General features: G+C 71.0%; 25 protein-coding genes and 1 pseudogene. 15 read left to right on the top strand and 11 right to left on the bottom strand.

Annotation, left to right across the window (positions count from 1 at the left end; genetic code table 11):
* Positions 1 to 34: 34 nt before the first annotated feature.
* The 3 genes from CP975_RS33165 (at position 35) to CP975_RS33175 (ending at position 2,734) form a co-directional block, all read left to right on the top strand.
* Positions 35 to 559 carry a MarR family winged helix-turn-helix transcriptional regulator gene (locus tag CP975_RS33165; RefSeq protein ID WP_055536117.1) on the top strand — a complete coding sequence of 175 codons (525 nt, stop codon included), beginning with the start codon at positions 35 to 37 and terminating at the stop codon, positions 557 to 559.
* Positions 556 to 1,842 (top strand): MFS transporter, encoded by a 1,287-nt coding sequence (locus CP975_RS33170; protein ID WP_055536118.1) that lies wholly within the window; start codon positions 556 to 558, stop codon positions 1,840 to 1,842. Before CP975_RS33165 ends, CP975_RS33170 begins: the two co-directional genes overlap by 4 nt.
* A 151-nt stretch (positions 1,843 to 1,993) precedes the next feature.
* Positions 1,994 to 2,734 (top strand): iron-containing redox enzyme family protein, encoded by a 741-nt coding sequence (locus CP975_RS33175; protein WP_055536119.1) that lies wholly within the window; start codon positions 1,994 to 1,996, stop codon positions 2,732 to 2,734.
* A 23-nt stretch (positions 2,735 to 2,757) separates the two neighbouring features.
* On the opposite strand, the gene CP975_RS35240 is transcribed toward CP975_RS33175, so the two are convergent.
* Together CP975_RS35240 and CP975_RS36285 are read right to left on the bottom strand one after the other, a co-directional pair.
* Positions 2,758 to 2,913 (bottom strand): DUF6131 family protein, encoded by a 156-nt coding sequence (locus CP975_RS35240; RefSeq protein WP_167532773.1) that lies wholly within the window; start codon positions 2,911 to 2,913, stop codon positions 2,758 to 2,760.
* 101 nt (positions 2,914 to 3,014) lie between these two features.
* Positions 3,015 to 3,143 carry an LPFR motif small protein gene (locus tag CP975_RS36285; protein ID WP_281292896.1) on the bottom strand — a complete coding sequence of 43 codons (129 nt, stop codon included), beginning with the start codon at positions 3,141 to 3,143 and terminating at the stop codon, positions 3,015 to 3,017.
* 283 nt (positions 3,144 to 3,426) lie between these two features.
* Between CP975_RS36285 and CP975_RS33185 the strand changes: the two genes are divergently transcribed.
* Entirely contained in the window at positions 3,427 to 3,654 is a 228-nt protein-coding gene (locus CP975_RS33185; protein ID WP_055536120.1) for a DUF5133 domain-containing protein, read from the top strand.
* Between the two features lie 258 nt (positions 3,655 to 3,912).
* The gene (locus tag CP975_RS33190; RefSeq protein WP_055536121.1) at positions 3,913 to 6,132 is read left to right on the top strand and encodes a catalase; all 2,220 of its coding nucleotides are present in this window, start codon (positions 3,913 to 3,915) and stop codon (positions 6,130 to 6,132) included.
* A gap of 72 nt (positions 6,133 to 6,204) precedes the next feature.
* Here the strand turns inward: CP975_RS33190 and CP975_RS35245 are convergent, their stop codons facing one another.
* Positions 6,205 to 6,348 carry a hypothetical protein gene (locus CP975_RS35245; protein ID WP_167532774.1) on the bottom strand — a complete coding sequence of 48 codons (144 nt, stop codon included), beginning with the start codon at positions 6,346 to 6,348 and terminating at the stop codon, positions 6,205 to 6,207.
* A 348-nt stretch (positions 6,349 to 6,696) separates the two neighbouring features.
* Between CP975_RS35245 and CP975_RS33195 the strand changes: the two genes are divergently transcribed.
* From CP975_RS33195 to CP975_RS33215, 5 genes are all read left to right on the top strand, one after another.
* Entirely contained in the window at positions 6,697 to 8,553 is a 1,857-nt protein-coding gene (locus CP975_RS33195; RefSeq protein WP_150477665.1) for a sensor histidine kinase, read from the top strand.
* 119 nt (positions 8,554 to 8,672) lie between these two features.
* Positions 8,673 to 9,092: a roadblock/LC7 domain-containing protein gene (locus CP975_RS33200; RefSeq protein WP_030776012.1), complete on the top strand. Its 420-nt coding sequence runs from the start codon at positions 8,673 to 8,675 to the stop codon at positions 9,090 to 9,092.
* Positions 9,089 to 9,451 (top strand): DUF742 domain-containing protein, encoded by a 363-nt coding sequence (locus CP975_RS33205; protein ID WP_055530981.1) that lies wholly within the window; start codon positions 9,089 to 9,091, stop codon positions 9,449 to 9,451. Before CP975_RS33200 ends, CP975_RS33205 begins: the two co-directional genes overlap by 4 nt.
* Entirely contained in the window at positions 9,432 to 10,046 is a 615-nt protein-coding gene (locus CP975_RS33210; protein ID WP_030776018.1) for a GTP-binding protein, read from the top strand. The genes CP975_RS33205 and CP975_RS33210 overlap by 20 nt, the downstream gene beginning before the upstream one ends.
* Entirely contained in the window at positions 10,043 to 11,311 is a 1,269-nt protein-coding gene (locus CP975_RS33215; protein ID WP_055530979.1) for a cytochrome P450, read from the top strand. The genes CP975_RS33210 and CP975_RS33215 overlap by 4 nt, the downstream gene beginning before the upstream one ends.
* Positions 11,312 to 11,356: 45 nt before the next feature.
* Here CP975_RS33215 and CP975_RS33220 read toward each other — a convergent pair whose 3' ends face one another.
* On the bottom strand, positions 11,357 to 12,583 hold the full coding sequence (locus tag CP975_RS33220) for a cytochrome P450 (RefSeq protein ID WP_055530977.1): 1,227 nt from the start codon (positions 12,581 to 12,583) through the stop codon (positions 11,357 to 11,359).
* Between the two features lie 188 nt (positions 12,584 to 12,771).
* On the opposite strand from CP975_RS33220, the gene CP975_RS33225 reads away from it, so the two are divergent.
* From CP975_RS33225 to CP975_RS33235, 3 genes are read left to right on the top strand one after another with little or no spacing between them, the layout of a single operon-like run.
* Complete coding sequence (locus tag CP975_RS33225) at positions 12,772 to 13,584, top strand: alpha/beta fold hydrolase (protein ID WP_055530975.1); 813 nt, start codon at positions 12,772 to 12,774, stop codon at positions 13,582 to 13,584.
* Positions 13,584 to 14,960, top strand: coding sequence for a PP2C family protein-serine/threonine phosphatase (locus tag CP975_RS33230; RefSeq protein ID WP_055530973.1), 1,377 nt, complete (start codon positions 13,584 to 13,586; stop codon positions 14,958 to 14,960). Before CP975_RS33225 ends, CP975_RS33230 begins: the two co-directional genes overlap by 1 nt.
* Positions 14,957 to 15,280, top strand: a complete 324-nt coding sequence (locus CP975_RS33235) for an STAS domain-containing protein (protein ID WP_055530971.1) — start codon at positions 14,957 to 14,959, stop codon at positions 15,278 to 15,280. The genes CP975_RS33230 and CP975_RS33235 overlap by 4 nt, the downstream gene beginning before the upstream one ends.
* Positions 15,281 to 15,284: 4 nt before the next feature.
* Here the strand turns inward: CP975_RS33235 and CP975_RS33240 are convergent, their stop codons facing one another.
* From CP975_RS33240 to CP975_RS33260, 5 genes are all read right to left on the bottom strand, one after another.
* Positions 15,285 to 16,445, bottom strand: coding sequence for an oxygenase MpaB family protein (locus CP975_RS33240; RefSeq protein WP_055530969.1), 1,161 nt, complete (start codon positions 16,443 to 16,445; stop codon positions 15,285 to 15,287).
* Positions 16,446 to 16,509: 64 nt separating this feature from the next.
* Positions 16,510 to 17,565 carry a polyprenyl synthetase family protein gene (locus CP975_RS33245; RefSeq protein WP_055530967.1) on the bottom strand — a complete coding sequence of 352 codons (1,056 nt, stop codon included), beginning with the start codon at positions 17,563 to 17,565 and terminating at the stop codon, positions 16,510 to 16,512.
* Positions 17,555 to 17,833, bottom strand: coding sequence for a hypothetical protein (locus tag CP975_RS33250; protein WP_055530965.1), 279 nt, complete (start codon positions 17,831 to 17,833; stop codon positions 17,555 to 17,557). The genes CP975_RS33245 and CP975_RS33250 overlap by 11 nt, the downstream gene beginning before the upstream one ends.
* 421 nt (positions 17,834 to 18,254) lie before the next feature.
* Complete coding sequence (locus tag CP975_RS33255) at positions 18,255 to 18,803, bottom strand: hypothetical protein (protein WP_055530963.1); 549 nt, start codon at positions 18,801 to 18,803, stop codon at positions 18,255 to 18,257.
* 298 nt (positions 18,804 to 19,101) lie between these two features.
* Positions 19,102 to 19,488 (bottom strand): DUF6463 family protein, encoded by a 387-nt coding sequence (locus tag CP975_RS33260; protein ID WP_055530961.1) that lies wholly within the window; start codon positions 19,486 to 19,488, stop codon positions 19,102 to 19,104.
* Positions 19,489 to 19,593: 105 nt separating this feature from the next.
* Here CP975_RS33260 and CP975_RS33265 point away from each other — a divergent pair, with 105 nt between their 5' ends.
* Positions 19,594 to 20,166, top strand: a complete 573-nt coding sequence (locus CP975_RS33265; protein ID WP_055530959.1) for a TetR/AcrR family transcriptional regulator — start codon at positions 19,594 to 19,596, stop codon at positions 20,164 to 20,166.
* Between the two features lie 8 nt (positions 20,167 to 20,174).
* Here the strand turns inward: CP975_RS33265 and CP975_RS33270 are convergent, their stop codons facing one another.
* Entirely contained in the window at positions 20,175 to 20,792 is a 618-nt protein-coding gene (locus tag CP975_RS33270) for a TOPRIM nucleotidyl transferase/hydrolase domain-containing protein (protein ID WP_055530957.1), read from the bottom strand.
* A gap of 130 nt (positions 20,793 to 20,922) precedes the next feature.
* Between CP975_RS33270 and CP975_RS33275 the strand changes: the two genes are divergently transcribed.
* Positions 20,923 to 22,005, top strand: a complete 1,083-nt coding sequence (locus tag CP975_RS33275) for an RICIN domain-containing protein (protein WP_167532775.1) — start codon at positions 20,923 to 20,925, stop codon at positions 22,003 to 22,005.
* 24 nt (positions 22,006 to 22,029) lie between these two features.
* Here the strand turns inward: CP975_RS33275 and CP975_RS33280 are convergent.
* Positions 22,030 to 22,937: pseudogene (locus CP975_RS33280) on the bottom strand (transposase); the annotation flags it as partial.
* Positions 22,938 to 23,125: the final 188 nt, after the last annotated feature.

The following is a 23,125-nucleotide window of genomic DNA, read 5'->3' on the forward strand; positions in this document are numbered from 1 at the left end:
GGAGGCATTATCCAAGCGCTGTTATATTAGCGCTGTGACAAATTCGGACCACGCGGCACAGGCCGACCCCACGGCTCCGCTCGACCCCACGGCCCAGCCCGACCCGTGGCAGTCGCTGCACGAGCTGCTCGCCGCCATGGACGCCGAGATCGAGCAGGTCTATGTCGAGCGCGGCATCGAGGGAGTCCGGCCGCGGTTCGCCTATCCGCTGATCCGGCTCGCCCACACCGGACCGCTGACCATCCGCGAACTGGCGGAATCCCTGAACCGCTCGCACTCCGCGATCAGCCAGACGATCGCCGCCCTGCGCAAGGAGGGCCTGGTCACCTCGGAGCCGGGGCCCGACGCCCGCACCCGGCGGATCGACCTGACCGAGCGCGGCCGGGCCCTGGTCCCGTTCCTCGAGAGCGAGTGGCGCGCCACCCACGCGGCCGTCGCCGAGCTGGACGCGGAGGTCCCGTACGCGCTGACCGTCGTCGTGGAGGAGCTGCGGCGGGCGCTGGAACACCGGTCGATGCGGCAGCGGATCCTCCACCACCTCGTCGAGCCACCGGGATGAGGGTGCGCGGCTGGTTCCTCGACACCCGCCCACTCCGTGCCAGCCGTACGTTCCGTGACCTGTGGGCAGGCTCCGCGGCTTCCCAACTCGGCGGGCAGATAGCCACCGTGGCGGTGCTGGCCCATGTCTGGGAGCTGACCGGCAGCCCTGTGGGCACCGGCGCCATCGGGCTCGCCACCGGCGTGCCCATGGTGCTCTTCGGGCTGCTCGGCGGCGCGTTGGCCGACCGCGCAGACCGCCGCGCGGTGGTGCGCGCCACCACCGCGGGTCAACTGCTGGTCGCGGCAGGGCTGTGCGCCCAGGCCCTGGCGGGCCATCAGAACGTGGTGCTGCTGCTCACGCTGGTCGCCACAGGGACGGCGTGCGGCGCACTCGGCGCCCCCGCCCGGCGTACCCTCCCCGTCCGGCTGCTGCCGTCCGACCAGGTGGCGGCCGGTCTGGCACTGTCCAACCTCTCCTTCCAGACGGCGATGCTGGCCGGTCCCGCGCTGGCCGGCCTGATCATCGCTCGCTGGGGCCTCTTCGCCGCCTACGCCGCTCAGGCCGTGGCCGTCGCGATCTCGATGCTCGCGATGATCCGCCTCCCCACCATGAAGCCCGTGGGGCCCGGCGCGGGAGGTGGCGGCCGTCGGGCCGAGCGCGGCGGCTGGCAGGTCGTGCTGCGCCGCCCGACCCTGTGGGGCTCGATGGCCACCGACCTGTCCGCGACGCTGCTCGCCATGCCGATCGCGCTCTTCCCGCTGGTCAACGAGGTCCGGTTCGGCGGCGATCCGCAGACCCTCGGTCTGTTCCTCTCGGCCGTCGCGGTTGGAGGCGTCAGCGCCGGCCTGGTGTCCGGCGCCGTGACGCGGCGGCGCCGCAGCGGGCAGGTGCAGCTGATCGCGGCCGCCACGTGGGGCCTGGCGCTGGCCGGCTTCGGCCTGGCGGGGCAGGTGTGGATGGCGCTCGCCTGCCTTGCGGTGGCCGGTGCCGCCGACACGGTGTCGGTGGTCACCCGCAGCGCCTTGATCCAGTTGGAGACGCCGGACGCGTACCGGGGCCGGGTCTCCTCGGTGGAGCACGTCATCGGGGTCGCGGGCCCTGAGGTGGGCAACTTCCGTGGTGGTCTGCTGGCGTCGGCCACCTCGGCGTCCTTCGCGCTGGTCTCCGGCGGCCTGTCAGCCGTCCTGATGATCGCAGCGGTGGCCGCGGTGAACCCTTCGCTCCGCGCCTATCGCACGCCGCCTGCCACCGAGAGGCCGACGCTCTCGCGGACTGCCGACGTGGCGAAGGCGGCCGGCTGAATCTCCCGAGGCGTCGGAGGGCCGGTCAGCGGGGACGGGGAGCGTCGGCCACGCGTCGCGGGGACGGGGAGCGTCAGCCACGCGTCAGAAGCTCCGCGCACACTGGACGGCCGCACCACCCGGCCCGTCCGACACGTGGAGGAGACCACACATGCCCTCTGTGTTAGATCAGTACGAAGCGCGCGCCGAGGCAGCCAGGAAGGGGTTCGCGGAACACCCCGCCGTCCTGGAGCTGGGGTCGCCGCAGACCGACGCCCGGCTGTTCCTGCAATGGCACTACCGCTACTGCCTGCACGGCGTGCACGTCACCCGTGACATGCAGCGCGTCATCGAGACGGCCGGCGCCCGTTCCCGGGACGCCGGCCATGACTCGGTGGGGGAGGGGCTGATCAAGCACGCCCGCGGCGAGACGGGCCACGACCGGCTGATGGTCGACGACGCCCGCTCCACCGCCGCGCTGCTCGGCGGCAAGGGCGGCGTCGTCCTGGACACCGAGGACATCCTCGCGAACACGCCGGCGCTCTCCTCCGCCGCCCGCTACAACGCGCTCTTCGAGCGCCTCAGCGGCGGTACGGAACCGGTGTGCACCGTGGCCGCGCTCTACGAGATGGAGCAGCTCTCGGCCGGATTCGCCGTCGACCTGGTCGTCAACTGCAAGCGCACCATGGGCGACGACGCCTCGCGGTTCACCTTCCTCGACGAGCACGTCGTCGTGGACGTCGGCCACATCGCGCTGGACCGACGCATGCTGGAGACCGCCCTGACCGACCGGCCCCCGCTCCTCGACGCCATGGTGGAGGCGGGTACCGAAGTGCTCGCCTCCTACGCCGAGTTCGTGGGCGAGTGCCTGGAACTGGCCCGCGCCGACCTCGCCGCGGACCCAGCTCGCTGACGCCCGTCACTCAGCCGCGGCTGTCACCAATAGTGCCGTCGGCCGCCGACAGCGTGGCCGACGGAGCCGAGGACCCACAGAGCCGCACCGATGATGACCAGTATGACGCCGATGGTCCACAGGATGGAGATACCGGCCACCAGGCCGATAACGAGCAGGATGATTCCGAGTGCGATCATTGGATCCTCCGACCCTCTGAATTATTTCAAGTATGCGCCTTAAGCGTGCTGGGCGACAGCCGCGAAGTCGGTCCCTTCCTGGGGCCGGTGCGGCAAGGACGTCAGTGGTGACCGTGAGCGGTGTCGGAGGCCCCGCCGAAGAGCCGCGCGATGGCGCGGAACGGGAGCGTGACCACCGTGGCGATGGCTCCGCCGATCGAGCGGAGAACGTCTGCAATGGCCTTCAGCATGTGTGGGCCTCCAAGGAATCTTGTGGTGCGAGTCGTGCGACGGGCAATTGCCGCGTGCTGTTCCGTGCGCTGCTCCTACCGGTTGCCCTGAGAGTGACGTCGAAAACACAGAGAAATTCCGACGACTCCGCGACACGGAGATACTCGGGCCACTCCGCCACCTTGCGAGCCCATTCCGGAATCTTGTGATTACCGATCGTTCGACGGGGCACAAGGGGACAGCCAAAACGGCGATTCCCCGTACAGAACAGAGATTCCTCGCCCCGGACGGAAGGATCACGACGTGCTCAGGCCCCACCCCTCGTTCCTGCGCGCCCTGCTCGAAACCCACACGACGCTCGGAGAGCTCCAGGCCAAGGAGGACTCCGCCGAGGTCCGCCGACGGCTGGACGACGTCTCGTACACCCTGTGCGTCTCCACGGGCACGCGGACCCTCGACGCGGCGCTCGCCTCGGCCCGGGCCCAGCTGGCGGGAGTGACCTCGCAGGAGGACTCCGGCCTGGCCGCCTGACCGGCCGAAGGCGGACGACCGCCCCGCCTTCGCCGCGGCCGGAGTATTCCGTTTCGCCCCGTGGCCCTCGGGCACACGGGGCGGCAGGCGTGGAAGGTCCACCTGGAACGTGCGGTCCTCACGCACGCGCGGTCCTCGCGCCCGGCCTCGTGCCGCCGCCCGGAGCGCCACAGAAGCACGGCTGGACGGCGTACGCCCTTGTTTGGGTCCGCCCTCACGAGGCCATGGCTGTGACACCCCCTCACCACTGGAGCCACCATGAGCGATGAGAAGCGGAACGACATCCCCGGAGCGCCGGCCCCGCAGCCACCGTCGGTCGCCGAGCCCACCGAGCCGCACGAGCCCCTGCCCGCGAAGCCGGACCAGGAGTCCCCCGAGGCCGTGTCCCCGACGGGCAAGCCCACGGGGGCCCCCGCTTCGGCCCGCGCCCAGAGCGGCGCCTACCTCACCACGGCGCAGGGCGCCCGCCTCTACGACAGCGACCACTCGCTCAAGGCCGGTGCCCGCGGGCCGGTGCTGCTCCAGGACCACCACCTGCGTGAGAAGATCACGCACTTCGACCACGAACGCATTCCCGAGCGGGTCGTGCACGCGCGCGGAGCGGCGGCCCACGGCATCTTCAAGGGATACGGAACGGCCGCCAAGGTCACCAAGGCGGCCTTCCTGGCCAAGGACACCGAGACGCCCGTCTTTGTACGTTTCTCCACGGTGCTGGGCTCCCGCGGTTCGTCGGACACCGTGCGCGACACCCGCGGCTTCGCCACGAAGTTCTACACCGAGGAAGGCACCTTCGACCTCGTCGGCAACAACATCCCGGTCTTCTTCATCCAGGACGCCATCAAGTTCCCCGACATCATCCACGCCGGCAAGCCGCACCCCGACCGGGAGATCCCGCAGGCCCAGAGCGCACACGACACCTTCTGGGACTTCGTGACCCTCCACACGGAGGCGACCCACCACACTCTGTGGAACATGTCGGACCGGGGGATCCCGCGCTCCTACCGCATGATGGAGGGCTTCGGGGTCCACACCTTCCGGCTCGTCAACAACGAGGGCGCCACCACCCTCGTCAAGTTCCACTGGAAGCCGAAGCTCGGCGTGCACTCCCTGACCTGGGAGGAAGCACAGATCACCAACGGCATGGACCCCGACTTCCACCGCCGCGACCTCGCCGACGCCATCGAGGCAGGGGCCTTCCCGCAGTGGGAACTCGGCATCCAGGTCTTCCCCGACAACGCCGAGCAGACCTTCGAAGGCATCGACCTGCTGGACCCGACGAACATCGTCCCCGAGGAGCTGGCGCCCGTGCAGCCCATCGGGCTGCTCACGCTGAACGCCAACCCGACCAACTACTTCGCCGAGACCGAGCAGGTCGCCTTCCACCCCGGCCACCTCGTCCCCGGCATCGACATCACCGACGACCCGCTGCTCACCGGCCGCCTCTTCTCCTACCTGGACACGCAGATCAGCAGGCTCGGCGGCCCCAACTTCGCGCAGCTCCCCATCAACCGCACCCACGCGCCGGTCAACGACATGCTGCGTGACGGCATGCACCAGACCGCCGTCCACGCGGGGACCGCTCCGTACCGCCCCAACTCGCTCGACGGGGGCTGCCCGTTCCTCGCCGGGGCGGACAACGGCGCGTACGTCGAGGTCCCCGTCGACGTACCGGCCGCGAAGAAGGTCCGCGAAGCCCCGGAGTCCTTCTCGGACCACTTCAGCCAACCCCGGCTGTTCTGGCGCTCGATGACGCCCGTCGAGCGGGAGCACATCATCGCCGCCTACACCTTCGAGCTGAGCAAGTGCTACGAGCAGGCCATCAAGGAGCGCGCGCTCCAGGTCCTGGCCAACATCGACCCGCAGCTCTGCGGCCAGGTCGCCGACGGGCTCGGCCTGCCCGCCCCGGAGCCGACCGTGGCCCTCGCGGACACCGAGCCCAGCCCGGCCCTGTCCCAGCTCGGGCAGACCTGGCCGGTGGAGGGCCGCATCGTCGGCATCGTCACCGACGGGGAGACCGACCTCGACGGGATCCGCTCGGCACGCCGTGCGGTGCTGGACGCGGGCATGGTCCCGCTCGTCATCGCCCCCACCGGCGGCCTGCTGGACGCGGGCAAGGACCCCATCGCCGTACAGCGGACGTTCGCCAACGCGCGCTCCGTCGAGTTCGACGCGCTCCTGCTCGCCGGTTCCCCGGCGCCGGGGGCCGACGCGTACGGAGCCCGGGACGCCAAGGCCGGTGAGCCGACGAGCCCCGGCACCGCCGTCGACCCGCGGGTCATGCTGATGGCGGCCGAGGTCTACCGCCACGGCAAGGCGATCGGCGGCTGGGCGGGAGCGGACGCGGCGCTTCGAGCGGCCGGGATCACCGACGCGGCGCCCGGTGTGGTGCTCGCCGGCAGCGGCGTGGAGGCCCTGGAGCAGGTGGCGCAGCTCCTCGGCAGCCACCGCGTGTGGGACCGCTTCCCCGCCGCGGTCTGAGCCGACGCACCGTCTGACACCCGGGCCCGCCCGGGGCCTTCACGGCCCCGGGCGGGCCCATGGGCTGTGTGGTCACCGTCGGCGCAGCCTGCCCAGGAACCGCTGAGCCTGGGCCCGCCGCCGCGGATCGGCGGAGGCGCGACGCACCTGTTCGACGGTGCGCCGGCCCTGCGGGCTCCGGACGAACTCCTTGATCTTCGTGATCATGCCGGGCATGAACTCCTCCTATGCGGCGGGGGCGAACGGATCAGTGCACCACTCCGTGTACCCACTGAGGCGCGGTGGGTGCGTACCGAGGCCGAGCAGACGCGAGCCGATGGGTAGCACGCCGACATCGCCGAACTCCTCTACCACTGACGTACGTTCGAGGGGGCGAGATCGCGACGAACTTCTCCACGAGACCGCCTGATCCACCTCGCTGACGTTTACGCCCGAACGGGTGGCTAGCATGGCGCGATGTGGCCCGGAAGATCGTCGTCCCCTTGGCGTGCCCCTCCGGGCCGCGACCGAGGCGTAACGATCGGCTCGTTGTTCTCCTGCACTCAAGGACCGAGGGACCGCTGAATGTCAGTGCCTGCTCCTCCCAGCCCGCGCCGCACAGCGAAGGCGGGGCGCCCCGCGTGGGCCGTGCCCCTCGGCGTGCTGGTGGTCACCGGCGGCGCCGGTGCCGCCGCGGCTGCCACGGCACCGGACGCCGCCCGTGGCTGGACGGCGGCCTCGATCACGGCCGGCTGGCTGTGCCTGGCCGTCTGTCTGCTCGTCAGCTCCGCGGCCGGTCAGCGAATACGCCGATCCGCCGCGGCGGACCGCGCCGAGGCCGACACCCTGAAGGCTCAGCTGGGCCGCCAGGGCGCCGAGTCCGCGCATTTCGTGAACGTCACGCTCCCCGTCCTCGTGAAGCAGCTGCGCGACGGCGCGGGCGCGGCGGAGGCCCTGGCGCACACGGCACCTCCGTCGGACGCCCAACTACGCCAGATCATCCAGACGTTCGCCTCCGTCGTAGAGGAATCGGTTCGGCACGCCGGTGCCCTTGAGGCCCAGCGCGGCCGGGCGCAGGAACAACTGGCGCAGGCCACAGAGGAGTTCGACCTCCTCACGAAGGTGACGCTGCCCACCGCGATCGAGCAGCTGCGCGAGGGTGCCTCCGCCGACACCGTTCTCGCGGGGCTCCAGTGGCCGCAGAACCCACTGCTGCGCCTGCCCGCGGAGTCGTTCGTGCGAGAGCTGGCCCACAGCGAGCGGCGCGCCGCCGCCGCGCAGGCCGCCTCGGCCAAGGCGCTCAGCCGCGTACAGGCCAAGTCCGTGAGCATGCTCGCCGACCTGCGGGACATGCAGGAGCGGCATGGCGTGGAGGTCTTCGGCGACCTGCTGCGCCTGGATCACAGCACGTCCCAACTGGGTCTGATGACCGACCGTCTCGCCCTGCTCATGGGCGGCCGCTCCAGCCGGGCGTGGAACAAGCCGATCGTCATGGAGAGCATCCTGCGGGGCGCCGTCGGCCGCATCTCCGCCTACCAGCGGGTGCGGCTGCACTGCTCGACGACCGTCGCGGTCGCCGGGTTCGCGGCGGAGAGCGTCATGCACCTGCTCGCCGAACTCATGGACAACGCGGCGAACTTCTCCCCGCCCATCGACGAGGTGCACGTCTATGTGGAGGAACGCAGCGCCGGCATCGTCGTGACGATCGAGGACAGTGGCCTGCGGATGGCCGACGCGGCGATGCGCCGGGCCGAGGAGTCCGTCTCCGGGCGGATGACGGACCTCGCCTCGCTCCAGGGCACCCGCCTCGGCCTCGCCGTGGTCGGCCGCCTCGCCGCCAAGTACGGCATGAGCGTCAACTTCCGCCCGTCCTCCCGAGGCGGCACGGGCGTTGTGGTCCTCCTGCCGCCGCAGCTCCTCGCCCAGCAGCGCGACCCCGCCCCGCAGCAGCCGGTACGCCGGAATGCCGCGCCGACGCCCCCGCCGGTCCCGGCAGCGACCGTCCCGGAGGTACTCGCCCCGGCGGCCGAGGAGACCCCCATCCTCTCCGAAACCCCCGAGGCGCCCCTGGCTCCCGCGGTGCCCCCGGCCCCCGCACGGCCCACCGCCGCGGACATCGCCTCCCCGCCGGCGCAGGACCCGCCCGCGGCCGCCCCCGCGGCCACGCCGAACGGCCTGCCGGTACGCGCCCCGGGCCGCACCATGGCCGAGGCGGACCGCGAGCGCCGCCAGCGCAAGGCGTCGTCCGATGCCGCCTCCGCGCCGGGCGCCGGGACGCTCCCCGGCGACGCGGACCGGCCGGCCCGCGACGCCGGATCCCGTTTCGGCGCCTTCCACCGCGCCCGGCGCGCCGGGGGCCACGCCCCGGGATTCCCCGCCACGCCCGACGCCCCGGACGCCCCCGGCTTCCCCGCAGACTCCGGGCCGCCACCGGCCCAGTAGACCGCAGCCCCCCGCACGGCGCCCGGGTCCGGCGCCCCTTCTTCCCCCCGCTCAAGATCGTGAGATTGGAGGCACGGGCCGGTGACCGGGCACGCCCGGCGCACCTCGCCCCACCCACCATGCAGACCACTGACAACAGCCTGACCTGGCTCCTTCAGAGCCTTCTCCAGCGCACCCCCGGCACGCGGCACGCCCTGGTGCTCTCCCGGGACGGCCTGAAGCTGTGCTGGAGCGAGCATCTGACGCTCGACCAGGCCGACCAACTGTCGGCGATCTGCTCCGGCATCCAGGCACTGGCCCAGGGCGCCTCCGCGGAGTTCGGTGACGGGACCGGCGGTGTCCGGCACTCCATGACGGAGTTCCACGGCGGGCTTCTCTTCATCGTCGAGGCGGGGCAGGGAGCGCACCTGGCGGTCGTGGCGGACGAGAACGCCGACCCGGGCGTCGTGGGCCACCAGATGACGGAGCTCGTGGAGCAGATCGGGGAGCACCTGCGCGCCGAGCCGCGCGCCGAGCGCGAAGGCAGCGCCTCCTCGTGACGCCGCGCGGGCCCGTGGACATCGGTGACCCCGACCGGCTCTATACGGTCACCGGTGGCCGCAGCCGGGCCGACGACGACTCGTTCGACCTGGTCACCCTGGTGGTGAGCGAGTGCGAGCCCACCGCGGGGATGCAGTCGGAGCACGCCCGGATCCTCGACCTGTGCCGCCACCCCACGGCCGTGGTGGAGATCGCCGCCGAGCTCAGACTGCCGATCACCGTGGTGCGGATTCTGCTGGGCGACCTGCTCGCGACGAGCCGGATCACCGCCCGCCACCCCCGCGCGGCCGACGCGGTCGCCTCGATCCCCGAATCCGCCCTTCTCAAGGAGGTGCTCCATGGGCTCCGCAACCTCTGAGCTGCCCGCCCGTACTCCTCTGTCCGACACCGCCGAGACCGGCCTGAAGATCGTGGTCGTGGGCGGATTCGGGGTCGGCAAGACCACGCTGGTGCGGTCGGTCAGCGAGATCCGCCCGCTGAACACCGAAGAGGTGATGACGCAGGCCGGTATCGGTGTCGACGAGACGTCCGAGGTCGCCGGCAAGACCACGACGACGGTGGCGTTCGACTTCGGCCGGATCAGCCTCAACGAACGCGTGGTGCTCTATCTGTTCGGCGCACCGGGCCAGGAGCGCTTCTGGTTCCTGTGGGACCGGCTCTTCGCCGGCACGCTGGGCGCGGTCGTCCTGGTCGACACCCGGCGGATGGACGACTCCTGGTACGCGATCGACCGTCTCGAACACCACAGGACGCCGTTCGTAGTGGCGGTGAACAGGTTCGACGACGACACCTCCCGGCACTCGCTGGAGGAGATCCGCCAGGCCCTCGCGCTGCCCGGCCATGTGCCGCTGATCGACTGTGACGCGCGGGTGAGATCGTCGGGCAAGGACGTCCTGATCACCCTCGTGGACCACCTCTACAAACTGGCCATGGCCCAGGAGATGACACCGTGACCGAGCCGACCGGATCCCCCTTCGAGCAGAGCGCCCCGCCCCCGGGATGCCCCGCTCACGCGGGCGGCGTACGCCTGGGTGGCCTGGAGTACCAGCAGACGCCCGCGCAGCTCTACCGCAGCCTGCGCCGTGAGCACGGCGCGGTCGCGCCGGTGCTGCTCGACGGCGACGTGCCCGCGTGGCTGGTCCTCGGCTACTCCGAGGTCAGCTATGTGACCGGCCACGACGAGCTGTTCGCCCGGGACTCGCGCCGCTGGAACCAGTGGGACCGCATCCCCGCCGACTGGCCGCTGATGCCGTTCGTCGGCTACCAGCCGTCGGTCCTGTTCACCGAGGGTGAGGAGCACCGGCGGCGGGCCGGCGTGATCACGGAGGCGCTGGAGGGGGTCGACCAGTTCGAACTCGCCCGGGACAGCGGCCGGATCGCCGACCGGCTGATCGCGGCGTTCGCCGGCAGCGGGCAGGCGGAACTGATGAGCGCGTACGCCCACGCACTCCCCATGCGGGCCGCGGTACAGATGTGCGGCATGCCCGAGACGGGCACCGACACGCAGCAGCTCGTGGACGACCTGCGGATCTCCCTCGACGCGGCGGAGGGGGACGACCCCGTCGCGGCGTACACCCGTGTCGGCGAGCGGATCCAGCTCCTGGTCAAGGAGAAGCGGGAGAGGCCCGGCGCTGACGTCACCTCGCGGATGCTGCTGCATCCCGCGGGGCTCACCGACGAGGAGATCGTCCAGGACCTGATCTCCATCATCGCGGCGGCCCAGCAGCCGACGGCCAACTGGATCTGCAACACGCTGCGGCTGATGCTGACCGACGAGCGGTTCGCCCTCAACGTGTCCGGCGGGCGGCTGAGCGTCGGCGAGGCGCTCAACGAAGTGCTGTGGCTGGACACGCCCACGCAGAACTTCATCGGGCGCTGGGCGGTGCGTGACACCCAGCTCGGCGGGCGGCAGATCCGGGCGGGCGACTGTCTGGTGCTCGGTCTCGCGGCGGCCAACACCGACCCGCAGATCTGGCCCGATGCGCACGTGGGTCCGGAGAACTCCGCCCACCTCTCCTTCAGCCACGGCGAGCACCGCTGCCCCTACCCGGCGCCCCTGCTCGCCGATGTCATCGCCCGGACCGCGGTCGAGACGCTCCTGGAGCGCCTGCCCGACCTCGTCCTCGCGGTGGAGCCCGAGGAGCTGACCTGGCGCCCGTCCATCTGGATGCGCGGCCTGATGTCGCTGCCGGTGCGGTTCACGCCGGTGACGCACTGAGTCCGGGCGGGGCGCCGCCCGTGCGGGTGGCGCCCCGCCCCGGGGTCAGGCGGTGACGGGGGTGAACCGCACCGGCAGCGACTGCGGTCCCCGGGTGAACACCCCCTGTTCCACCGGATCGAAGCTCTCGGCGAGCCGTACGTCGGGCATGGCGTCCAGGAGCTGACCGACACCGATCTCCACCTCGGCCTTGGCCAGCAGCGCGCCGACGCAGAAGTGGCGGCCGAGCGCGAAGGAGAGATGGTCCGCGGCGGCGGAGAACGCGGTCGTAGTGGTCAGGTCGTCCCGGAAGATGTCGAAGCGGTCCGGCTCGCGGTAGCGCCGCTCGTCGCGGTTGGCGGAGCCGATCAGGCAGGTCACGGTGGCACCGGCGGGGACCGTACCGCCGCTGAGTTCCACATCGGTCGCCGACTGCCGCATGATCATGTGGACGGGCGGCGTGTGGCGCAGCGTCTCGGCGAACGCGCGGGCGATCAGCGTACGGTCCTGCCGGACGGCGTCGAGTTGTTCCGGGTGGGTCAGGAGGTTGGCGAAGATACTGGCGATCGCCTTGTCCGTGGTCTCGCCGCCGGCGGCGAGCAACAGGCTGCAGAAGGCCTTGATGTCCTCGTCGCTCATCCGTACGCCGTCGACCTCGGCGGCGCACAGAGTGGACAGCAGATCGTCGCCGAGGTGCTCGCGGCGCTCCTGGATGATCGGGATCATGTACTCGGCGAACTCCACCCGGGTCCGCTCACCGGCGGCCGCGACCTCCGGATCGCCCGCCAGGTTGCCGAGGAACGCGATCACCGTGGTGTACCAGCCGTGGAAGCGCGCGTGGTCGGCCTTGTCGAGGCCCAGCATGTCGGCGATCACGTTCACGGGAAAGCGGGTGGCGTAGCCCTCGACGAGGTCCACGGCGCCGGTGTGCCGGAACGTGTCGATGAGTTCGCGGGAGTTGCGCTCGATGACGGGCAGGAACTTCTCCTGGAGATCGCTGCCGCGGAAGGCGGGCGCGACGAGAGCGCGCCGCACGGCGTGCTCCCGGCCGCTGAGCTGGAGGATGGTCTTGCCGTGGACGGGCTCGATCTGCCAGTCGTAGTTGTCGGTGGTGAACTGCGAGCCCTTGTCCTTGAACACGCGCTCGACATCCTCGTACCGCGAGACGACCCAGCTCTGTGTCGCCTCGTGCCAGAAGAGCGGTGCCTTCTCCCGCATCGCCCGATAGGCCGGGTAGGGGTCCTTGGCGAACTCGGGCGAGAGGATGTCGGGGACCTGCTGCGCGGCGGACATAGAGCTCCTTGGTCGGTACAGGCAACGCGCATCAGGTTATTGATCACCTTCGAACCCAGCCAGACCGGTCCTGGCCGACTGTTGAGCGCTGCACTAACGTTGGCTGAAAATCGCCCCCGAGAGTGCGGCTCGGCCCCCGCCCGCGGCCGCTGAGGCCCGCGGGGGAGGCGGATGCGAGGATGACTGGTATGGACATTCGCCACAGGAACAACGTGACAGTCACCGGCCCCGCTGACGCACCGGCGGTGGTCCTGGCGCACGGGTTCGGCTGCGACCAGAACATGTGGCGGCTCGCGGTGCCGGCGCTGGCGAAGCGGTACCGGGTCGTGCTCTTCGACTACGTCGGCTCGGGGGGCTCGGACCTGTCGGCCTGGAGCGAGGAGCGGTACTCCTCGCTCCACGGCTACGCCGAGGACGTGGTGGAGGTCTGCGAGGAGCTGGATCTGGAGCGGGCGGTGTTCGTCGGTCACTCGGTGAGCGCGATGGTCGGGGTGATGGCCGCGCGTTCGGCGCCGGAGCGGATCGGGGCGCTGGTGATGGTGACTCCCTCGCCCTGCTACATCGACGACGACGGGTACCGCGGTGGTTTCACCGCGGAGGACATCGACGAACTGCTGGGCTCGCTGGAGTCGAACTACCTGGGCTGGTCCGCCACGATGGCCCCGGTGATCATGGGCAACCCGGAGCGACCGGAGCTCGGGGAGGAACTGACCAACAGCTTCTGCGCCACCGACCCCGAGATCGCCCGCGTCTTCGCCCGGACCACCTTCCTGTCCGACAGCCGTGCGGACCTGCGGAGCGTGACCGTGCCGACCCTCGTCCTGGAGTGCGCCGAGGACGTGATCGCCCCCCGCGAGGTCGGCGCGTACGTGCGCGACGCGATTCCCTCCTCCCGGCTGGTCACTCTGGACGCCACCGGTCACTGCCCGCAGCTGAGCGCTCCGGAGGCCACCGTCGAGGCGATCCTCGATTTCCTCGAATCCCTGGAGGACCCGCGGTGATGTGCCGCTCGGGCGGAGAGCCGACGGGAGCCGGAGGCGCGGCCGGTACCAACGCCGCGTTCACGGCGCTGCTGGAGGACAGTGCCGAGGACCTCTACGAGTCGGCGCCCTGCGGCTACTTGTCGACGCTGATGGACGGCACCATCGCCAAGATCAACGCCACGCTGCTGGACTGGCTGGGCATGGAACGCGAGGCGGTCGTGGGCGAGGCGCGCTTCGCCGACCTGCTGACCGTCGGCGGGAAGCTGTATCACGAGACGCACTTCGCGCCGCTGCTGCGCATGCAGGGCGAACTGGGCGGCATCGCTCTGGAGATGAAGACCGCCGACGGCCGACGGCTGCCGGTGCTGGTCTCCTCCGTGATCAAGTACGGCGGCCAGGGCGAGCCCCTGCTGATCCGCACCACCGTCTTCGACGCCTCCGACCGGCGCGCCTACGAGCAGGAGCTCCTGCGCCGCCGCGAAGAGGCCGAGCAGGCGCGCGCGGAGGCCGAAAGGGCGCGTGCCGAGGCCGAGCGGTCGCGCGCGGAGGCGGAGCAGGCGCGCCGCCAGGCCGAGGCCGACCGCGAACGGCTCGCCGACGCGCTCGCCGCTCTCCAGCAGACGCTCGTCCCCTCCTCGCTGCCCGTCGTACCGGGCCTGGAGACAGCGGTCTACTACCACACCGCGTCCCCGGACCTTCTGGGCGGCGACTTCTACGACCTGTTCCCCCTGGGCGAGGGCCGCTGGGCGTTCTTCCTGGGAGACGTGTCGGGCAAGGGGCCCCAAGCGGCCTCGCTCACGTCGCTGACCCGCTACACCCTGCGGGCGGCCGCTCTCCACGACCCCGAACCCGCCGTGGCGCTGGCCACGCTGAACGCCGTCCTGCACGACCGGTACACCGCAGGCGGCGACCCCCGCTACTGCACCGCCATCTTCGGCGTCATCGAACCGGGCGAGGGCCGCACCACCATCCGGCTCGCTTCCGGTGGCCATCCTCCGGCACTGGTGGTACGCGGCGAAGGACGCGCGGACTACCTCCCCACACCTGGCGGCCTGCTCGTGGGCGCCCTGCCGGATGCGTCCTTCAGCACGGCGGAGACCACGCTCGGTCCCGGCGATACGATTCTGCTCTACACCGACGGCCTTACCGAGGCCCGCGCCGGGCGAAGCCGCGAGAGTATGTTCGGCGATGACGCGCTGCGCGCCTTCTTCGCCGACCCGGCCTCTGCCTCCCCGGCAGCTTCCTCGGCGGGGGAGGTGGTCGCCTCGCTGACAGAGCTGCTGGAGGGCTTCGGCGAGGGCCTTGACGACGACACCGCTCTGCTCGCCCTCGGAGTCCCCGCCCGCAGGACCGCCCCTGCGACCGACCACTCGACAACGAAGCAACCACGATGAGCCCACTGAACATCATCCGCCGGGACGCCGAGGCCGGACCCGTGCTGCACGTGGCAGGCGCCCTCGACTACCAGCAGGCCGCGTCCTTGCGCGAGCAGGTCGAAGCGCTGGCCCTGAGCGCGGGGCAGAGCCTGGTCATCGACCTGTCCGGCCTGGAGTTCTGCGACTCCAGCGGTATTACCGCCCTCCTCGCCGCCCGTCGTCGCGCCCACACCGCCGGCGCCGACCTGGCCCTGGTCGACGTCCCCGCCAACACCTTGCGCATCCTCACCGTCGCCGGCCTGGATCAGGTCTTCACCATCCGTTCCAGCACGGACTGACGGACTACGAGACGGTGGACGTCGGCGGGATCCACCGGCGGGCGCGGGGCGGCGTGCTGGAGACGTCGTATTCCTTCCTGAGTTCTTCGGGGATGGCGTAGTGCATGACGCGTCCGCGTGTGAGGGAGGACAGCTCCAGGACGGCGGTGAGGCTGCCGAGGCGGTCCAGCGCCCAGGCGCCGAGAGGCGAGCGGTCCTCGATGGCCTCCAGCACACCGAGGAGGTGGGGGACGGTCTTCACGACGGTGTCCCACGCGGTGCTGGGTACGCGCAGCCAGTCGGCGCAGGTGTCGCCGATGAGGTAGCGGATGAGGGCGGAGACGACCGGGTCGAAGAAGGTGCCGGGCACGACTTCCTCGTAGAGGTCGATGAGCTGCCGGGTCAGGTGTGCGCCTTCCTCGGAGGGCCCCATGTGCCGGATCATGTACAGGTCGAGGAACTGGCGGGCTTCGTCGAGCGTCTTGGGGACCGCGTCCTGGTCGATCCCGAGCATCGCCCCGACCACACGCCAGGCGTAGTAGTAGGCCTCCGCGCCCTCCGTCGACATGTGGATGTTCAGGCGGTGCAGGCTGTCCAGCACGAGCAGCGAGAAGAACATCTGCCCGCCGATCAGGTCCTCCTGACAGATCGGCGTCCCGAGCGTCTCGGTGTCCCAGCGGTTCTCGCGCTTGAGGTGGTGGCGGATGGACGCGTGCAGCAGGCGGACCTTCTGCGCGGCCGGGATGAAGCGGCTGCCCGCCTCGAAGGCCCCCGGCTGCATCAGATAGACGGTGAACTGGCCCGTCTCCGCCATCCGCTTGGAGGGGTACGCCAGTCCGTGGGTCGTCGACAGCAGCTTCGCCACGGCCGGCACGACGTAGCAGGCGGGCATGGAGGCGAAGGAGAGGGCCGTGGAGATGTGCACGTTGTTGTCGATGAAGAACAGCCGGGCCTTCTCCATCTCGCCCCAGTCCACCCAGGCCGGCGGACAGCTCGTGGCCGCGAGGTACTCCCGGGCGGCGTCCGGCAGCCCTTCCGGCAGGGGAGCCCCGGCGGTGGAGACGTACCGCATCAGCGTGTTGAACTTGCCCACCTCCCCGCGTTCGAAGAGCGTGGCGACGGTGGCGTCGGCGAGTTCGTCTCCGGGCTCGCGCAGGGCGGTCATCGATGCCTCGGTGTGCAGCATGACTGGGCTCCTCGTTCTCGGGTTGGGTGCGGGTTGACGTCGACGCGCGCTGCTCGCGCGGGCGTCAGGACAGGCGGGCCGCCGCCGAATGGGCCAGCGCCGTCAGGGCTCTGGCGGCGGGCGCCGACACCTCCGCTGTGTGCAGAGCGTCCAGCGCCTCCCGGACGCGGACGGTGATCATGTCCTCGATGCGGTCGGGCGTCCTGAGTTCGCGCATCATGTCGCGTACGGCGCGCAGGCCCTCCGCGTCCAGATCGGGCCGGCCCAGCAGGGCGCGCAACCGGTCCCGGTCGTCGGCACCGGCGAGGCGCCAGGTCTCGGCGAGCAGTGCCGTGGGCCGCTGACCGCGCACGTCGTCGGCGTTGGCCTTGCCGGTGCGCTCCGGGTTGCCGAAGAGGCCGAGGAGGTCGTCCCGCAGTTGGAACGCCTCGCCCAGCGGCAGGCCGTACGCGGAGTAGCCCTCGCGGAGCCGACCGGCCGCGCCGGCCAGGGCGCCACCGATCAACAGGGGCTGCTCGACGGTGTACTTGGCGGTCTTGTACCGGATCACCTTCAACGAGGCCGCGGTGTCCGGGTCCGTGCCGGTACGCAGGATCTCCAGGCACTCGCCCGCGATCAGCTCCCGGGTCAGTGCCGACCACAGGGGGCGGGCCCGGGCCAGATAGGCGGCGGGCAGACCGCTGGTGGCGAACAACTGTCCGGCGAGCCCCATCAGCAGATCGCCCACCAGCATCGCCAGCGACCTGGCGGACGCCGAGGCGCGCGGGCGGTCGAGGACGGTGCCGCGCAGTGCGACGTGGGCGGTGGGCCGGCCGTGCCGCATCGGGCTGTCGTCGATGAGGTCGTCGTGCACGACAGCGGCGGCATGCACCAGCTCCATCGAGGCCGCCGCCCGCACCAGAGCGTCGCTATCGGGCTGGCCCGCACCGCGCCAGCCCCAGTAACAGAACGCCGCCCGCAGCCGCTTGCCGTCCGCGACCGCCGCCTCCAGCTGGTCGGCCACCGGACCGAGCAGGGGGTCGATGTCCGCGAACAGCTCGGCCTCCTGGCCGACGAACTGACGCAAAATCACATCGACGCGGTCCTTGAACCGCGCGGGTTCCCACAGGTCAGATGTCATCGGCGGCCCGTCGAGCCAGCGTGTGCCGGGCCAGGGTCTCCAGGTGGGCCGGGGGCACGGTCGCGAACCGGTCCCGCACCAGGCGCCCGCGCGCCAGCAGATCGTTCTCGGCCTCCGCCGCCAGCTCGGAGGTGTCCGAGCGGCGCAGCAGCCCTTGCGCCGTGCCCAGGGCGGCGCCCAGCGTGCTCACCCCCAGATCCGCCAGGCCCACGGCCAACAGCACGGCCCGCTCACCGAGTCCGCCGATCCGGCTCGCTTCTCGCGTCATGACATCTCTCCCACCAGAGCACGCACACCCGGCGCCCGCTTCCTGCGGGCCCGCACATCATGGGCCCACGCCAGGCACATGCCGGGGGAAACTCACGATCGAGTGAATGCTTTGCTGGATGACGGCCCGGGTCCCCTGGCCGTCACTGGAAAGCGTCACGACCTGGTGTGTGCCGGGGTAGCCGATGCGGAATGTGTTGTCGTCGATGGGGGCTATGTGCCACACGACGTAGAAGGAATGGACAGCGAGCTTGGGCGGGTACGAGCGCTCTGATGAGGTGACCGAGGCAGGGCACGCGTCGAAGGCACCCCAAGATGCTGCCCGCCAGGGCAAGGCCAGCAGTTGCTGGAGGTAGTGGCAGAGGTGCCTTCGGCGGGCACCGCGATCTCGTCGCTCTGTGCGCGCAAACCGGATACCCGCGCTAGAGCCAACCGGCCCGCACGCTGGTCACCGCATGTGCATCCACATCGCTCTTCGGCCGGCCGAGTTCCCCGGACCAGACCCGCTCCAGCATCCGGCCGACGGTGCCCACGATCTCGGGGGCCGCTGTGCGAAGACTGTCCGCGTCCGCCACCGAGATCTCGTCCGCGGAGATGACGGCCTCGTCCAACAGGCTGGAGATGTCGGTGAGCCTGTCGCTCAGCCACGTCAGCGGGTCGTTGGACAACTCCTCGACGAAGGTCCGCGGGCCGGGTTCCCAGCCGGCGATGCCGGGGTGGTGGTGCGTGCGGTCGAAGGTGTTCGGGGCGGCGTCCGCGTCCTGGAGGAGATCTACCCGCCACAGAGGGCGCCCGATCGTGATGGGGCGAGCCGAGTAGAGGGAACCGGGCAGCTCGCCGCTTTCGAAGACTCGTAGTTCCAGCCGGACCCCGCGCTCGGGACTTTCCTGTCCGTGCAGCGGACTCGGGTTGAGGAAGTAGAGGTCGCTCACCACGACGCCGATCCGCTCAAAGGCGAATGCGTACAGCACACCAACCCCCAGGGGCTACTCGTGAGCCAGGCGAACCCTGTCCTGCCGAGCCTACGGAGGTCCGCCCGCGCCGCACGATCCAGAACCGGCCAACGACGCACCAGGGCGCCGCCACGGCGATGCACGCCCTGGCTGATACGGGCGTCCGTTCCCCCGGAGCCCGCTCACCGCGACCCGTGAGTATGTGACGGCCGTGCGGGCGGCCCTGCGCAGGGAAGCGATGGCCGAAGCGCCGGACGGCTTCCGGTTCGCCCCGGTGGTGCACGACCTCTCGCCCCGCGAGGGCCGACCGCGGTGCTCAGTCCACCTCGTGGCGGCTCGCGCGGCGCGCCCCGACCAGCAACAGGGCGGTCGCGAGCAGCAGGACGGGCCAGGGAGTGAGCGTGAGGACCACGGCGTCGATCACGGTCCAGAGCCCCAGGATCCACGCGATGAACGACGGCGGCCTGATGCCGCGGCGATCCAGCCAGAGCACGGTCAGGCCGACCACGACAAGCGGCACGCCGAAGCTGCCCAGGCTCAGCCAGTACGCGCTGTTGGCCGGGCTCATCGCCGAGAGGTCGTCATCCCGCAGCGCCCCGCTGAACCACGCGTCCGCGTGGGTCGCGGCCTCCTCCACGGTCAGGGCGCCGAGTGTGTGCAGAGTGCCGTACAGCACGATCAGCCAGCCGGCCCACTTGATCATCTGAACTCCCCCTCGTACTCCGCGAGTTATACGCTGACGTACAAGGCGAGAGTAGAGCCGTTATACGGCTTCGTACAACAAGTGGGAAGGTGGGGTGGGTCACCCATGGGCGCGCTGCGCACGCCGCGGGAGAAGTGGATCGAGGAGGGGCTGCGCGCGCTGGCCGAGGGCGGCGTGGAGGCCGTGCGGGTCGAGGCCCTGGCCAAGGCGCTCGGGGTGACCAAGGGCGGGTTCTACGGCTACTTCGCCAACCGGGGAGCGCTGCTGGAGGCCATGCTGGACACCTGGGAGCGGGAGTGCGTCGACGACGTCCTGGCCCGGGTCGAGCGGGAGGGCGGCGACCCGCGCGAGCAGGTCCGGCTGGCCGGGCGGCTCACCTTCTCCGGTGACCGCCTCCTTCCCATCGACCTGGCCGTCCGCGACTGGGCCCGCCGCGACGAGGCCGTCGCCGAACGCCTGCGCCGCGTGGACAACAGCCGTATGCAGCTGGCGCGTGACGCGATCAGCACCTTCTGCTCCGACCCCGACGAGGTCGAGGCCCGCAGCCTGCTCGCGTTCTGCGCGGCCATCGGCAACCACTTCCTCGCCGCCGACCACCTGGGCGGCACCCGAGCCCAGGTCATGACGCGCGCCGCCAACCTCATCCTCGACATCCCGCCCGGCCAACCTGATCGGTGACCCGCGCCTCACAGGCTCGCCAGGAGATCGTCGAACGGGGGCGGGACCTGGCCGGGGGAGAGGGCGTCGACGAGGAGACGGCCGTAGCGGATCTTGCGGCCCTTCTTCGTGCCGAGGAAGCGCCGCAACTGCTGGTGCCTGGGCCGGCCGTCGTGCGCGGGCTGGCGCAGGAAGGTCTGCCAGGCGCGGAGGTCACCCTCGGCCGCGACGATCTCCTCGACCGCTGCCGTGCCCAGCGCGCGGATGAGTTCGTCCTCCAGGTCCGCCACGCACACGAAGAAGTCCCGGCGCGGTGCACGCGCCCGCTCCAGACCGCGCTGGTAGAAGCTCTGTTCGTTCTCGTCGCACAGCCCCGTCAGGCGCAGACCGAGGCCGGGCGGTCCGAGCAGGCGCGCGTAGCGGCCGATGCTCATCGCCCCGCCCATCGGTACGACGCACACCCCCTCGGCGGCGAAGTCCCGGCCGCGCCGGGCGGCGAGGGCTTCGACGGCCGCGTGGTCACTCGGCCCTTCGAGCAGCACCGCCGTCCGCACCCCCAGCTCCACGGCCAGCTCGCCCGCCGGACCGCCGGGACCGCCGTTCGCCCAGCCGCCGACCGCGTCCCGGAATGCCCGCATGTCCACCATGGAGCGAGTGTGCACGTCCGCGCGACGGCACGGCACGGAATATTCGCCCCGCTAGGCCGCAGGCGTCAGTGCTGCGTCAGCACTTCTGGGAACCATGGCGCCCCTGGTGTCGTCCGGGAGGAAGTTCATCATGAGCGCGTCTTTCAACGAGTCCTGCGACGGGACTTCCGCTGTGTCTGCCACGACGTCTGCCACGACGTCTTCCAGGGACCGACGCCCGTCGGCCGTCGTACGGCGTGGCGGGCGATCCGGCGCACTCCTGGTCTTCCTGATGGTCGTGTGCGCCGCGCTGGGCTGGGGGCCCGCGTCCTCCTCGTACGCCTTCGCCGCCGATGCCGCCGCGCCCGCTTCCGCCAGGCAGATCGTGAACATCGTCTCCGCGCCCAGCGGCTTGTGCGTGGAGGTCCCCGCCTCGGAAGTCGGCCAGCCGGTGCGCCAGGGCCGTTGCTTCGGCAAGCCAGGGGCGCGGTGGTACCTCCAGTCCTCCGGGGCGGCGAGCGACGCGGTCAACATCGTCAGCGCCGGCAGCGGAGCCTGCGTGGAGGTGGCGAACTCCAGCCCGGACAACGGCGCCGCCATCCGCCTCGGGGCCTGTGACAGCCGCCCCGGGGCGAGTTTCCGGATCGTCCCGGTCGGTGACGGTGTCGGATTCCAGACCATGACGTCTACGACCCCCAAGTGCCTGGAGGTCACGGAGTCCTCCACCGCGGACGGGGCGGCACTGCGGCAGTGGGACTGCAAGCAGCAGGCCGGCGCGATGTTCTTCCAGCGGCAGCCTCCCCGGCAGTGGGAGACCACGCTCGTGAACGGCAACAGCGGAAAGTGCCTCGGGATCCTCAACCAGAGCCGTCTGGACGGCGCCAGGGCGATCCAGCGCACCTGCACCGCCGGCACCGACGAGCGGTGGCAGGTCGTCGAGCTGGGCGAGGGCAACGTGGCGGTGGTCAACGGCAACAGCGGTAAGTGCCTGGCCATCAGCAACGGCAGTCTGGACAACGGCGCCAACGCGAACCAGTTCTCGTGCGACGGCTACAAGTTCCACACCTGGGCGATGAGCCCGGCGGGGGACGGAACCTACACGCTGGCCAACCTGAGGAGCGGAAAGTACCTCGGCGTGCGCGGCCAGAGCACGGAGGAGGCGGCCCAGGCGGAACAGTGGGACCGCACGGCCAACACGGATCAGCTGTGGCGGATGAGCCCGACGGGGACGTGAGCGCTCCCTTAGCTTGTTCTTTAACTACCAGGATCTTCCGGATCTGCCGATGGCCTTGAGGGTCTCAGGGCGTTTGACGGTTTTGCCGACGTCGTAGCGGGGTGCGGGGTGGCGGTTCTTGGTCCCGGGCGGTCGTCCGGGACCGGCGCCACGAGGTTGGGGAACACGGGCGGGACAGAGCAGGTGGGCTCGGATGTTCCTGAAGCCCCGGCGGACCCGGGCCAGGTCGGGCGAGGCGGAGCTGGGTGTGCGCGACGGCCAGGAGCCAGGTCCAGCGGTCCGCGGCTTCGGGTGTACGCAGCTTCGGGGTGGTCCAGCCGAGCGTCTGTTTTGCGAACCTGAAGGTGTGCTCCAGGTCGAATCTCCTCAGAAACCCCTGCCACCAGCGGTCCACGTCCGCCGGGGGCGGCACCGGTTTTCGACGACCACAGCCATACCGGCGGAGCCTCCCGTTCCTTGGAGAGGTGCTCGGCTTTGAGGCGGACCAGGGTGCCCTCGACGATGGGGAGTTCACCGTCGTGGTCGAGCCAGGCCGAGCGGTGGGTGAGACGCGGGTGGACCCGGTGCCACGCCTGGGCCTCGGCCTTGCCGTAGTTCATCGTGTCGGTGGCCGTGGTGATCGCCGGTTCGGGCCAGGCCTCGGGTTTGTTGAAGCGGAACTCCTTGCCGTGCTTCGGCGGTCGCCCACCCTGGGGATGGGCCAGGGCGTACTCCTGGAGCGGGGGCCTCGGCAGCCTCATCACCCGGTCGCCGCGGATCTGGCCGACCAGTTCGACGGGCAGATCCCGCAGGACCCAGGCCAGGCGGGTGACGTCATAACCGGCGTCCATGACGATCGTGATGTCCGGGGCGCCGGGCGTCCACTGGCCGGCCGCGATGAGCCGTTCCACCACGGCGCGGAGCTGGGCGGCGGTGATGGCGGTCGCGTCGTCTAGAACTCGCTCCGGAAGCATGACGCTTGTGCGAACGCTTCCTGCCGGACATCGTGATGCAGCAGACTCACCCCTGGCGGCCTTGGTCCCCATTTGGGTCTTGTGAAACGCGCGCTCTGGACAGCACGCAGGCTCACGCCAAGGCCGCCCCCACGTCCGCCGAACTCCCTCCTGAGCGTTCAAGTTCG

Origin of the sequence: Streptomyces alboniger (assembly GCF_008704395.1) — a bacterium.
GTDB lineage: Bacteria > Actinomycetota > Actinomycetes > Streptomycetales > Streptomycetaceae > Streptomyces > Streptomyces alboniger.

Coding starts and splice junctions, on each gene's coding strand:
- CP975_RS33170 (WP_055536118.1), top strand. CDS start 556: ATGAGGGTGCGCGGCTGGTTCCTCGACACCCGCCCACTCCGTGCCAGC.
- CP975_RS33200 (WP_030776012.1), top strand. CDS start 8,673: ATGCAGACCACTGACAACAGCCTGACCTGGCTCCTTCAGAGCCTTCTC.
- CP975_RS33230 (WP_055530973.1), top strand. CDS start 13,584: ATGTGCCGCTCGGGCGGAGAGCCGACGGGAGCCGGAGGCGCGGCCGGT.
- CP975_RS33220 (WP_055530977.1), bottom strand. CDS start 12,583: ATGTCCGCCGCGCAGCAGGTCCCCGACATCCTCTCGCCCGAGTTCGCC.
- CP975_RS35245 (WP_167532774.1), bottom strand. CDS start 6,348: ATGCCCGGCATGATCACGAAGATCAAGGAGTTCGTCCGGAGCCCGCAG.
- CP975_RS36285 (WP_281292896.1), bottom strand. CDS start 3,143: ATGCTGAAGGCCATTGCAGACGTTCTCCGCTCGATCGGCGGAGCCATC.
- CP975_RS33235 (WP_055530971.1), top strand. CDS start 14,957: ATGAGCCCACTGAACATCATCCGCCGGGACGCCGAGGCCGGACCCGTG.
- CP975_RS33190 (WP_055536121.1), top strand. CDS start 3,913: ATGAGCGATGAGAAGCGGAACGACATCCCCGGAGCGCCGGCCCCGCAG.
- CP975_RS33260 (WP_055530961.1), bottom strand. CDS start 19,488: ATGATCAAGTGGGCCGGCTGGCTGATCGTGCTGTACGGCACTCTGCAC.
- CP975_RS33240 (WP_055530969.1), bottom strand. CDS start 16,445: ATGCTGCACACCGAGGCATCGATGACCGCCCTGCGCGAGCCCGGAGAC.
- CP975_RS33225 (WP_055530975.1), top strand. CDS start 12,772: ATGGACATTCGCCACAGGAACAACGTGACAGTCACCGGCCCCGCTGAC.
- CP975_RS33265 (WP_055530959.1), top strand. CDS start 19,594: ATGGGCGCGCTGCGCACGCCGCGGGAGAAGTGGATCGAGGAGGGGCTG.
- CP975_RS33270 (WP_055530957.1), bottom strand. CDS start 20,792: ATGGTGGACATGCGGGCATTCCGGGACGCGGTCGGCGGCTGGGCGAAC.
- CP975_RS33195 (WP_150477665.1), top strand. CDS start 6,697: ATGTCAGTGCCTGCTCCTCCCAGCCCGCGCCGCACAGCGAAGGCGGGG.
- CP975_RS33210 (WP_030776018.1), top strand. CDS start 9,432: ATGGGCTCCGCAACCTCTGAGCTGCCCGCCCGTACTCCTCTGTCCGAC.
- CP975_RS35240 (WP_167532773.1), bottom strand. CDS start 2,913: ATGATCGCACTCGGAATCATCCTGCTCGTTATCGGCCTGGTGGCCGGT.
- CP975_RS33175 (WP_055536119.1), top strand. CDS start 1,994: ATGCCCTCTGTGTTAGATCAGTACGAAGCGCGCGCCGAGGCAGCCAGG.
- CP975_RS33250 (WP_055530965.1), bottom strand. CDS start 17,833: ATGACGCGAGAAGCGAGCCGGATCGGCGGACTCGGTGAGCGGGCCGTG.
- CP975_RS33245 (WP_055530967.1), bottom strand. CDS start 17,565: ATGACATCTGACCTGTGGGAACCCGCGCGGTTCAAGGACCGCGTCGAT.
- CP975_RS33275 (WP_167532775.1), top strand. CDS start 20,923: ATGAGCGCGTCTTTCAACGAGTCCTGCGACGGGACTTCCGCTGTGTCT.